The sequence below is a fragment of the Vibrio sp. V43_P6S15P86 genome (assembly GCF_009904725.1).
Lineage (GTDB): Bacteria > Pseudomonadota > Gammaproteobacteria > Enterobacterales > Vibrionaceae > Vibrio > Vibrio diabolicus.
The window spans coordinates 24,469-35,354 of sequence record NZ_WXWT01000004.1 but is presented as its reverse complement, the minus strand read 5'-3'; the positions used below and the strand labels follow the sequence as shown (position 1 = coordinate 35,354).

Below are 10,886 nucleotides of genomic sequence, written 5' to 3'. Positions count from 1 at the left end.
GCTTTTATGTGTAAATCTCGATTTGGTTTTGAAATCCAAATCGCAGTTTTTATTTATGTCCTCCTTTACTCTGTTCGTAAGGAGATAGCAGATTCGCAGTAATTATTTTGTCATGAACTGTGATCTGGGTAGTGAATAAATAATCATTTATCAGGATTATTACAAACCTTCCTTAAACAAAATTGACAAAATTTAACCAATCGAGATAATCCATTGGTCGGGATTTGACGCTATTAAAGTCCTGCACGTTGTCAGGATGACAAAGAAAGGAAGCAACATGACTAATATAGGAAGCCTGCTAGTAGATGCGGCCACCCTGATGCTAACGGGGATGGCGGTCGTATTTATTTTCCTCACTATTCTTGTTTATCTAGTTCGGCTAATGTCGAAATTGGTACCAGAAGAAGTACCAGAGCCGATCGCAGCACCAAAAACAAATACTAATATTCAATCAACCTCTTCAGCTGTTAGTCCACAAGTAGTGGCGGCGATCTCGGCTGCGATTCATAAACATCGCGCCTCATTCGCGAAGTAGCCGAACCAGGATTAAAAAGGAGTTTAAGAGCATGTCTAAACCACTAGCTATTACAGATGTGGTCCTTCGTGATGCCCATCAATCACTATTTGCTACGCGTATGCGTATTGAGGATATGCTGCCTATCGCAGCTGAGTTGGATAAGGTTGGTTACTGGTCTCTAGAGACTTGGGGTGGCGCAACGTTTGATTCTTGTATTCGATTCTTAGGGGAAGATCCTTGGGAACGTTTACGTGAACTAAAAAAAGCGATGCCTAATACACCAATGCAAATGCTACTGCGTGGTCAAAACCTTTTAGGATACCGCCATTATGCCGACGACGTAGTAGAGAAGTTCGTTGAACGCGCGCATGCTAACGGTATGGACGTGTTCCGTATCTTTGATGCAATGAATGACGTGCGAAACTTCCAGAAGGCCGTTAAAGCAACGGTCGATGTTGGCGCACATGCTCAAGGTACGCTGTCTTACACAACAAGCCCTGTGCATAACGCAGACACTTGGGTTGACTTGGCAAAACGCCTAGAGGATTTAGGTTGTCATTCACTGTGTATCAAAGATATGTCTGGCTTACTTAAGCCTTATGAAGCGGAAGAGCTTATTACGCGTATCAAAGCGTCTTGTGATGTGCCATTAGCACTTCATTGTCACGCAACGACAGGCTTGTCTACTGCGACAGCGGTAAAAGCAGTTGAAGCTGGTATTGATATTCTCGATACAGCGATTTCTTCAATGAGTTGTACCTATGGTCACACACCGACTGAAACGGTAGTCGCGATGCTAGAAGGAACCGAGCGAGATACCAATTTGAAGCTCGAGCAACTAGAACCTATCGCCGCGTATTTCCGTGAAGTACGTAAGAAGTACGCGAAGTGGGAAGGTCAGTTGAAAGGTGTAGACTCTCGCATCCTGATTGCTCAAGTGCCTGGCGGCATGCTGACTAACATGGAAGGCCAGTTGAAAGAACAGGGCGCGGCGGATCGCATTGATGAAGTCTTAGAAGAGATCCCTCGTGTTCGCGAAGATCTTGGTTTCATTCCATTGGTGACTCCAACTTCGCAGATCGTCGGAACGCAAGCGGTGATTAACGTTCTTACTGGCGAACGCTATAAGAGCATTACTAAGGAAACCGCTGGTCTATTGAAAGGCGAATACGGTCAAGCGCCAGCCGAGTTAAATGCAGAGCTGCAAGCTAAAGTACTTGATGGCAAAGAGCCTATTACGTGTCGTCCTGCCGATTTGCTTGAGCCTGAAATGGAGACGCTTACTGTTGATCTGATGGAGAAAGCGAAATCAGAAGGTATTAAGCTAGCAAGTGAGCGTGTTGATGATGTACTTACTTATGCGCTTTTCCCTCAAGTTGGTCTCAAGTTCCTTAAGAATCGTGATAACCCAGAAGCATTTGAACCTGCACCAACGCTAGAAGCCGCGAAGCCTGCCGTACCTGCGGCGCAACCAGCAACTGGCGGCGTAGAAACTTATAGCGTACGTGTTGACGGACAGGTGTATGAGGTGGAAGTTGGTCCTCAAGGCGAGCTAACCTCTGTCGCTCCTTCTACGGCGCCTGCAAAACCGACGGCACCTAGCGCTCCTTCTAGCGTATCTGCTGAAGCGGTGCCTGCTCCTCTTGCCGGTAACATCTTTAAAGTGAATGTTCAGCCTGGCGCTGAAGTGGCTGAAGGCGATGTACTACTGATTCTTGAAGCAATGAAGATGGAAACAGAAGTGCGTGCGGCGCGTGGTGGTGTGGTTCAAGAGTTGAACGTTAAAGAAGGCGATGCTGTCACAGTAGGTGCGCCTCTGTTGAGCCTGGCGTAAGGGAGTATCATGGACGGATTGTTAACCCTTTGGGCAGAAACAGGGATCGCTAACTTCGAGTTCGGCCAAATCTGTATGATGCTGGTTGGTTGTACCTTGCTGTTTTTGGCAATCAAAAAAGGCTTTGAACCTTTACTGTTATTGCCGATTGGTTTTGGTGCTATCTTGGCGAATATTCCAAATGCTGGCTTTACTGAGCCTGGCGGCTTGCTCTACTACGTTTACTACATTGGGATTGAATCGGGTGTGTTCCCGTTGTTGATCTTCATGGGTGTGGGTGCGATGACCGACTTTGGTGCTTTGATCGCAAACCCAAAAACGTTGTGGCTAGGTGCGGCAGCTCAGTTTGGTATTTTTGCGACACTGTTTGGCGCTATTTTGCTCAACTATGTACCTGGCATGGAGTTCTCCATGGCGGATGCATCGTCTATCGCTATCATCGGTGGTGCGGATGGCCCAACGGCGATTTTCTTAGCAAGTAAGTTATCACCAGACCTGCTTGGTGCGATTGCTGTAGCCGCGTACAGCTACATGGCTTTAGTGCCAATCATTCAGCCGCCAATCATGAAGGCGCTAACCACTAAGGAAGAACGTGAGATTCAAATGGCGCAACTGCGTCACGTGGGTAAATGGGAAAAGGTATTGTTCCCGATGGCAGTATTACTCATGACGATTCTTTTCCTACCTTCAGCAACGCCTCTTGTCGGTATGTTCTGTCTTGGTAACTTAATGCGTGAAGCGGGTGTGGTCGATCGTCTATCGAAAACCGCACAAAATGAGCTGATCAACATCGTGACGATCTTCTTGGGCTTAGGGGTTGGCTCGAAGCTGCAAGCGGATCAATTCCTGAACTTAGAAACATTAGGCATTCTAGGGCTTGGTGCGGTTGCGTTTAGTATTGGTACGGGTGCTGGTGTGCTAATGGCTAAGTTGCTGAACAAGTTCTCAAAAGAAGACATCAACCCACTTATCGGTGCGGCTGGCGTTTCTGCGGTACCAATGGCCGCGCGTGTGGTGAACAAGGTCGGCTTACAAGCTAACCCGCAAAACTTCTTGTTGATGCATGCGATGGGACCAAACGTTGCAGGTGTATTGGGATCAGCGGTTGCCGCTGGTATCTTGCTAGCGCTTGTTGGCTAGTCATTACCGAAAATGGAATGATCAACCAATTTACAAAATCACGATTAACTTCGGTTAACAAAATGGTTTATAGTCAAAGGGATGCTTTCGCATCCCTTTTTGTTTTCTTGCAGGGAATGGTTTATGGAACACAAACAGATCGTTATCACTGAATTTGGTGATGCCAACGTACTCGCGATTCAACATGCTTCTACACCATCACCACAGCCTGGTGAAGTCTTAGTAAAAGTCGCTTTTTCAGGCGTAAATCCTATTGATGTTAAAACTCGAGCCGGACTCGGTTGGGCAGCAGCGCAGAATAAAGATAATTTACCTTGGGTGCCAGGTTACGACATCTCAGGAAAAGTCGTGTCCAGTGGAGAGGGGGCGTCGCGTTTTAATGATGGTGATGAGGTGGCTGGATTTATCGGTTTCCCAGTCCGAGGCGGTGGGTACAGTCAGTACGTATGTGTTCCAGAAGCTGAGTTAAGTCATGTTCCTAGTTCAGTTACTTTAGAGGCTGCCGCAGCATTACCGTTGGCTGGCCAAACTGCGGCACAAGCACTTAGCAAAGCCAATGTGACAGAAAACGATCGCGTACTTATCCTCGCAGGAGCCGGTGGCGTTGGACACCTAGCGGTACAAATCGCGGTCGCGACTAAAGCGGAAGTCTTTACAACCTGTAGTGAACGAAATTTAGACTACCTGGCTACCCTTGGCGCTCACGCAGTGAACTATCAATTTGCACCAGTGTCAGAACGTGTTGAAGACGTTGATGTTTTGATTGATTTAGTAGGTGGAGATGCCGCGTTAGATGCGCTTAAATGCCTGAAAGACGGTGCGAGAGTCATAACCGTCCCAACCATCACGGCTGAGCTGATTTGTGAAAAAGCCAAACTCCTAGGCTTTGAGGCTAACGGCATGTTGGTTGAGCCAGAACCAGCGCAATTAGATACCTTGTTGTACATGGTTGGCGTTGGTTTACTGAAGACTGAAATTCAACAGGTTTATCCGATGAGTGATGTGATTGCTGCTCACCAGCAAGTTGAATCAGGAAGAACCAGAGGCAAGGTGTTGCTTGATATGACATGCTAGAAGCATTTAATACGAGCTTTGAAAGTTTAGCGCTTTGGTTTTCAGATTCAGCATTATGGGTGCTTTTCATGACCGGTTTTCTCAGTGCCACTTTGTTACCTGGTGGTTCTGAGGCGGGCTTAGTTGCCACTCTCTCATTAAATCAATATTCCGTTTCGTCAATTATTATGGTCGCCACTATCGGCAATACGCTTGGTGGCTTAACAAATTATTGGCTTGGCTTGTGGATTCCCAACAAAGCGCAAGAAGAAAAGCACGGTCATACCGCATTAAAGTGGCTGTCAAAGTATGGCTATTGGGGATTGTTTTTTAGCTGGTTACCTGTGATTGGAGACCCGCTGTGTTTAGCCGCAGGGTGGCTGAGAATGAAGTTTCTGCCTTGCGTGATTTTAATATTTTTAGGAAAGGCTGCTAGGTATAGCTTACTTGCGGCCATCTATCTCGGATTATTTTAAGGAAAGTACATGAAGATGTTTTGGGTTGGCGCGTGTTCACTTTTGGTGATCACGGGCTGTGCATCAAATACGCCAGTTTCATCACTGCCGAAAGGGGTAACTTTCGTCGAGTCATCGAAAGCGGAAGAAGGCAAAGTTAAGATTCCGTACCAAAAGTATAAACTCGATAATGGCTTAACGGTGATCTTAGCTCCTGAAGATTCTGACCCATTGGTCCATGTGGATGTGACTTACCATGTTGGTTCGGCTCGTGAAGAAGTGGGTAAGTCTGGTTTTGCGCATTTCTTTGAGCACATGATGTTCCAAGGTTCAGAGAACGTTGGTGACCAAGAGCACTTCAGAATCATTACAGAGGCTGGCGGTACGTTAAATGGTACGACAAACCGTGATCGTACTAACTACTTTGAAACTGTCCCGGCTAACCAGCTAGAGAAAATGCTGTGGTTAGAGTCTGACCGTATGGGCTTTTTGCTGGATGCGGTTTCTCAACGCAAATTTGAAATTCAGCGTTCAACTGTAAAAAATGAGCGAGCTCAGCGTTACGATAATCGTCCTTATGGCTTAATTTGGGAGCGTATGTCTGAAGCGTTATATCCTGAAGGTCATCCGTATTCGTGGCAAACTATTGGTTATGTTGAAGATCTTGATCGTGTTGATGTGAACGATCTCAAAGCGTTTTTCTTACGTTGGTATGGCCCAAACAATGCGACTATCACTATCGGTGGGGACTTAGACGTTGAACAAACTCTTGAGTGGGTAAATAAGTACTTCGGTTCGATTCCTCGTGGGCCAGAGGTTGAAAATGCGCCGAAACAACCTGCAAAACTGCAAGAAGACAAATACATCACTCTAGAAGATCGCATTCAACAACCGATGGTGATGATCGCGTGGCCAACAACTTACAACGGCGAAGAAAGCCAAGCGTCTCTCGATACGCTATCTGAAGTGCTAGGTGGCGGTACAAACAGCGTGCTCTACCAAGACTTAGTCAAGACTCAAAAAGCCGTCGATGCGGGCTCATTCCATGACTGTGCAGAACTGGCGTGTAACTTTTACGTTTATGCAATGGGTGATTCAGGGGACAAAGGCGATCTATCAAAACTGTACGACGAGCTTTTACAGTCACTCAATCAGTTTGCTGAAAAAGGCGTGACAGAAGATCGCCTTGAACAATTGAAGGGTAAGGCGGAAGCGGATGCTATCTTTGCATTAGAAAGTGTTAAAGGCAAAGTAACGCAGTTGGCATCCAACGAGACATTCTTCGGCGATCCAGACCGTCTTGAGCAACAGCTTGAGCAGATCCGCACAGTGACGCCTGCATCGGTAGAAAAAGCGTATACGGATTTTATCCAAGGTAAGAACAAAGTGACCCTAAGCGTGGTACCAAAAGGAAAAACTGACCTTGTCGTAAAACCAGCGACCTTTGTGACGCCAAAACGTACGCTACCAGAATACGAGAAGATCACTGATGATCAATTGGCGTATCGTCGTGCGACCGATAACTTCGATCGCTCTGTGCAACCGCCTGTAGGGGAGCCAGTGAAAGCGACGATGCCTGAGTTGTACGAGCTTCATTTTAATAATGGCTCGGAGTTGCTTGGCGCGGTTAGCGATGAAACACCAACGGTCATGATGCAGTTTAGTTTACCTGCGGGAACACGTTTTGTTGAAAAGGGCAAAGAAGGTCTTGCCCAATTGACCGCCGCGATGTTGCAAGAAGGCACAACGAAACGTAGTGTCGAAGAGATTCAAGCTGAGCTCGATAAACTAGGTAGTGTCATCTCCGTGAATGCAACAGGCTACACAACAAACATCAGCGTTTCTGCTTTAGAAAAGAACTTAGAGTCGACGTTGAAAATTGTCGAAGAGATGTTGCTGTCTCCTGCATTTAAGCAAGCAGACTTCGAGCGTGTGAAGATGCAAGCACTAGAAGGTCTTGTGTATGAGCATCAAAACCCAAGTTGGATGGCATCACAAGCGACTCGCCAGGTGCTCTATGGGGACTCTGTCTTTGCTCGACCAAAAGACGGCACGCAAGCAGGGGTAAGTGCACTAACGTTGGATGATGTCCGTGAATTCTACTCGAAGCATTACACGCCACAAAGTGCGCAAATCGTCGTTGTTGGTGACATTGATCAACAGGAAATTGAACAGCAACTGACGTTCTGGAAAAACTGGCAGGATGAAGCTGCACCATTGTATGCACCGCAAAGCATCGCTGCATTAGGTGAGCAAAAGATCCATCTTGTTGATAAACCAGGTGCACCACAAAGTGTGGTCATGATGGTTCGTCAGGGTATGCCTTACGATGCAACGGGCGATTTTTACCTGAGCCAACTGGCAAACTTCAACTTAGCTGGAAACTTCAATAGCCGCATTAACCAAAACCTACGTGAAGACAAGGGTTACACATACGGCGCTTACGGCTACTTCTCTGGAAATCCAGAAACTGGCTCGGTTGTTTTCACCGCGCAAGTACGAGCGGATGCAACGGTTGCTTCTATCATTGAGATGGAAAATGAGCTAAATGAATACTCGCAGTCAGGAATTACTGATGAAGAGATGAAATTTATGCGTCAAGCGGTCGGTCAAAAAGATGCACTGAAATATGAAACGCCAACACAAAAAGCGGAACTCATCAGTGATATTCTTAAGTACAACCTCGATCAAGATTACTTGCAGCAAAGAAACGCTATCGTAGAAAAAGTCGATAAGCAGACTTTGAATGCACTGGCTCAAAAGTGGTTTGATCCAAATGACTATCAAATTATCGTCGTTGGTGATGCTAAATCACTGCGTCCTCAATTAGAAAAGTTGGGGAAAGACGTAGAAGAGCTTGAAATCATTCGATAGAGTACACATTTAATAGCGGAGAAACGTTTCTCCGCTATTCATCTAGATAAGCGACTTTTCGTGGGTTATTTATCTAGATGCATTAAATATCAATAACTTAGCTTACGCTTGTCCTTTGTGATAAGTGTCCTGCTCCCAATATAAGCGAACCTCATTTTGACTGATTTTGCTGCGCGACTAAAAAAAGTTGCATCAAACCCCGAAGTATTTAAGCAGTTTGGACGCGGTGTTGAGCGAGAAACTTTGCGCTATCGTCAGGATGGACATCTAGCAACAACACCTCATCCAGAGGGGTTAGGCTCAGCGTTCACAAACCAATGGATCACGACTGATTTTTCTGAATCATTGTTAGAGTTCATTACTCCTGTGTCACATGAAATTCCAGAACTGATGGCACAACTGAAAGATATCCATCACTTCACCCAGACAAAAATGGGTGAAGAAAAGATGTGGCCTCTTTCTATGCCATGTTATGTTGGCTCGGAAGAGGATATTCAGCTTGCTCAGTACGGCTCTTCGAATGCAGCAAAAATGAAAACCCTGTACCGAGAAGGCCTAAAACGCCGTTATGGCAGCCTGATGCAAATCATCTCAGGTGTGCATTTTAACTTCTCGTTCCCTGAGATATTTTGGGATGCGCTATACGGCGAGCAAGATGAACAAGCCCGCCAAGATGCTAAGTCTGATGCCTACTTTGCGCTGATCCGTAACTATTACCGTTTTGGTTGGATGATTCCGTATTTCTTCGGTGCATCGCCAGCGTTATGCGGCTCTTTTATTCAAGGTCGTGAAACCGATCTGCCATTCGAAAAAATTGGCGGCACTTTATATTTGCCGAAATCGACGTCTTTGCGTTTGAGCGATCTGGGCTACACCAATAGTGCGCAAAGTGTACTGAAAATTGGCTTTAACAGCATTGATCAGTATCTGGATGGTTTGAGCGATGCGATTCGTCACCCATCAGAAGAGTTTGCGAAAATAGGCGTCAAAGTGGACGGTGAATACCGCCAGCTTAATTCCAATATTTTACAAATTGAGAACGAGCTATACGCTCCAATTCGCCCGAAACGCGTGTCGAAAAGTGGTGAGAAACCTTCAGATGCGTTACGACGCGGTGGGGTTGAGTACATTGAAGTTCGCTCTCTAGACGTTAACCCATTCAGCGCAGTGGGGTTGGATGAAGAGCAAGTACGATTCCTTGATCTCTTCCTGACTTGGGCGGCCTTGTCAGACTCGGATCCAATGGACAACTGTGAATTAGAGTGTTGGCGCGACAACTGGAACAAAGTCATTGTTTCTGGTCGTGAAAAAGGGCTAATGCTTCAAATTGGTTGCCAAGGTGAACGTCTATCTCTGCAAGATTGGGCGCATCGAGTGTTTGTCGAGCTGCGTCAGATAGCACAGCAAATGGATATGGCTGCTGGTGGCAGTGCATACCAAGATGTGTGTAATAAACTCGGGACATGGATTGATAACCCAGAACTAACGATTTCAGGTCAACTTTTAGAGCTGACGAAAGAGCTTGGTGGGTTAGGTAAAGTCGGCTGTGCGCTTGGCATGAAGTACCGCGAGGAAAATCTAGCTCACGGTTATCAGTACTACTCACAAGATACGATGGAAACGGAAGTGGCGTCGTCAGTAGAAAAGCAAAAGCAAGCGGAACAAAGTGACACGCTATCTTTTGATGATTTTTTGGAAGATTACTTTGCTTATCTGAAGCAGTAGTGAATAGGTAAAGGTTGGGTGGGATTGAACATTAAACCGTTAGTAGTATCGATACTCGGAAGCATGTTACTTGCAGGTTGTGCCACGGCACCGCCAAAGCAGCAGAATAATTTATGTGAGATATTTCGAGAGAAATCCGGCTGGTATGATGATGCCAAAGATATGGAAGAAAAGTGGGGAACCCCCATTCATGTCGCTATGGCTATCATTAAACAAGAAAGCAGCTTTCGGCACGATGCGAAACCACCCAAAGACTATTTATTGGGATTTATCCCTTGGGGACGAGTTAGCAGTGCGTATGGTTACGCTCAAGCTCAAGATCCTGCTTGGGAAGATTTCCAAGATGCGACGGGTCAGGGCGGTTCTCGTACCAACTTTGATGATTCAATGATGTTTGTCGGTTGGTATACTCACGAAACGAGGCGCCAACTAGGGATTTCGTTATGGGACCCATACAGTCAATATCTGGCTTATCATGAAGGTCGAGGTGGGTACAAGCGAGGTACTTATAAGCGAAAGCCCAGTTTGCTCAAAGTCGCTCGACGTGTTGAACAAACTGCAAAAACTTATGGCTGGCAGCTGAAGCAATGTCGTCAGGAATTGGAAGACAACAGCAGCTGGTTCTTTTAACCTACAGCCTGTTTATGTGCTGTAGGGATGAATGACATTTATCCAGTACCGAGAGGTATTGGAGTTACAATCAGGAGAGATGTAATGCCTTTACTCGATAGTTTTACCGTGGACCACACTCGCATGAATGCACCGGCAGTGCGAGTGGCGAAGACCATGCAGACCCCAAAAGGGGACACGATTACTGTCTTCGATTTACGCTTTACCGCGCCAAACAAAGACATCCTTTCTGAAAAAGGTATTCATACACTAGAGCACCTTTATGCAGGCTTTATGCGCAATCATCTTAACAGCGATTCTGTTGAGATCATCGATATTTCGCCTATGGGTTGCCGCACCGGCTTTTACATGAGCCTGATCGGCACTCCATCAGAGCAGCAAGTAGCGGATGCTTGGATTGCGGCCATGGAAGACGTGCTAAAGGTAGAAAGCCAGAGCAAGATCCCTGAACTCAACGAATACCAATGTGGTACGGCAGCGATGCACTCTTTAGAAGAAGCACAACAAATCGCGAAGAGCATTTTGGATGCTGGTGTATCGGTGAACAAAAATGATGAACTTGCTTTGCCTGAATCGATGCTAAAAGAGCTGCGCATCGACTAGTTGCTAAAAACTTATCAAGAAGCATATTTATCCAGAACTAAAAAGAGCCTGACAT

9 protein-coding genes are annotated in these 10,886 nt (G+C 46.1%); all 9 read left to right on the top strand.

Annotated features, from left to right (window positions below):
• The first annotated feature begins 277 nt into the window (after window positions 1-277).
• The 9 genes from CAG69_RS00280 to luxS all read left to right on the top strand — a co-directional run bounded on the left by CAG69_RS00280 (window position 278) and on the right by luxS (window position 10,831).
• Window positions 278-535: an oxaloacetate decarboxylase subunit gamma gene (locus tag CAG69_RS00280; RefSeq protein ID WP_005379932.1), complete on the top strand. Its 258-nt coding sequence runs from the start codon at window positions 278-280 to the stop codon at window positions 533-535.
• Window positions 536-566: 31 nt separating this feature from the next.
• On the top strand, window positions 567-2,351 hold the full coding sequence (oadA, locus tag CAG69_RS00275) for a sodium-extruding oxaloacetate decarboxylase subunit alpha (RefSeq protein ID WP_161442115.1): 1,785 nt from the start codon (window positions 567-569) through the stop codon (window positions 2,349-2,351).
• Between the two features lie 9 nt (window positions 2,352-2,360).
• On the top strand, window positions 2,361-3,491 hold the full coding sequence (locus CAG69_RS00270) for a sodium ion-translocating decarboxylase subunit beta (RefSeq protein WP_005396706.1): 1,131 nt from the start codon (window positions 2,361-2,363) through the stop codon (window positions 3,489-3,491).
• Window positions 3,492-3,614: 123 nt separating this feature from the next.
• Window positions 3,615-4,565, top strand: coding sequence for an NADP-dependent oxidoreductase (locus tag CAG69_RS00265; RefSeq protein WP_161442113.1), 951 nt, complete (start codon window positions 3,615-3,617; stop codon window positions 4,563-4,565).
• Window positions 4,559-5,020 (top strand): YqaA family protein, encoded by a 462-nt coding sequence (locus CAG69_RS00260; RefSeq protein WP_005396704.1) that lies wholly within the window; start codon window positions 4,559-4,561, stop codon window positions 5,018-5,020. The genes CAG69_RS00265 and CAG69_RS00260 overlap by 7 nt, the downstream gene beginning before the upstream one ends.
• A 9-nt stretch (window positions 5,021-5,029) precedes the next feature.
• Window positions 5,030-7,873, top strand: a complete 2,844-nt coding sequence (locus tag CAG69_RS00255; RefSeq protein ID WP_161442111.1) for a M16 family metallopeptidase — start codon at window positions 5,030-5,032, stop codon at window positions 7,871-7,873.
• Between the two features lie 156 nt (window positions 7,874-8,029).
• On the top strand, window positions 8,030-9,598 hold the full coding sequence (gene gshA, locus CAG69_RS00250) for a glutamate--cysteine ligase (protein WP_161442109.1): 1,569 nt from the start codon (window positions 8,030-8,032) through the stop codon (window positions 9,596-9,598).
• 24 nt (window positions 9,599-9,622) lie between these two features.
• Window positions 9,623-10,228, top strand: a complete 606-nt coding sequence (locus tag CAG69_RS00245; protein ID WP_202600657.1) for a transglycosylase SLT domain-containing protein — start codon at window positions 9,623-9,625, stop codon at window positions 10,226-10,228.
• Window positions 10,229-10,312: 84 nt separating this feature from the next.
• Window positions 10,313-10,831: an S-ribosylhomocysteine lyase gene (luxS, locus tag CAG69_RS00240; protein ID WP_048625973.1), complete on the top strand. Its 519-nt coding sequence runs from the start codon at window positions 10,313-10,315 to the stop codon at window positions 10,829-10,831.
• The last annotated feature ends 55 nt before the right edge of the window (window positions 10,832-10,886 follow it).

Coding starts and splice junctions, on each gene's coding strand:
- oadA (WP_161442115.1), top strand. CDS start 567: ATGTCTAAACCACTAGCTATTACAGATGTGGTCCTTCGTGATGCCCAT.
- CAG69_RS00260 (WP_005396704.1), top strand. CDS start 4,559: ATGCTAGAAGCATTTAATACGAGCTTTGAAAGTTTAGCGCTTTGGTTT.
- CAG69_RS00270 (WP_005396706.1), top strand. CDS start 2,361: ATGGACGGATTGTTAACCCTTTGGGCAGAAACAGGGATCGCTAACTTC.
- CAG69_RS00265 (WP_161442113.1), top strand. CDS start 3,615: ATGGAACACAAACAGATCGTTATCACTGAATTTGGTGATGCCAACGTA.
- CAG69_RS00255 (WP_161442111.1), top strand. CDS start 5,030: ATGAAGATGTTTTGGGTTGGCGCGTGTTCACTTTTGGTGATCACGGGC.
- luxS (WP_048625973.1), top strand. CDS start 10,313: ATGCCTTTACTCGATAGTTTTACCGTGGACCACACTCGCATGAATGCA.
- CAG69_RS00280 (WP_005379932.1), top strand. CDS start 278: ATGACTAATATAGGAAGCCTGCTAGTAGATGCGGCCACCCTGATGCTA.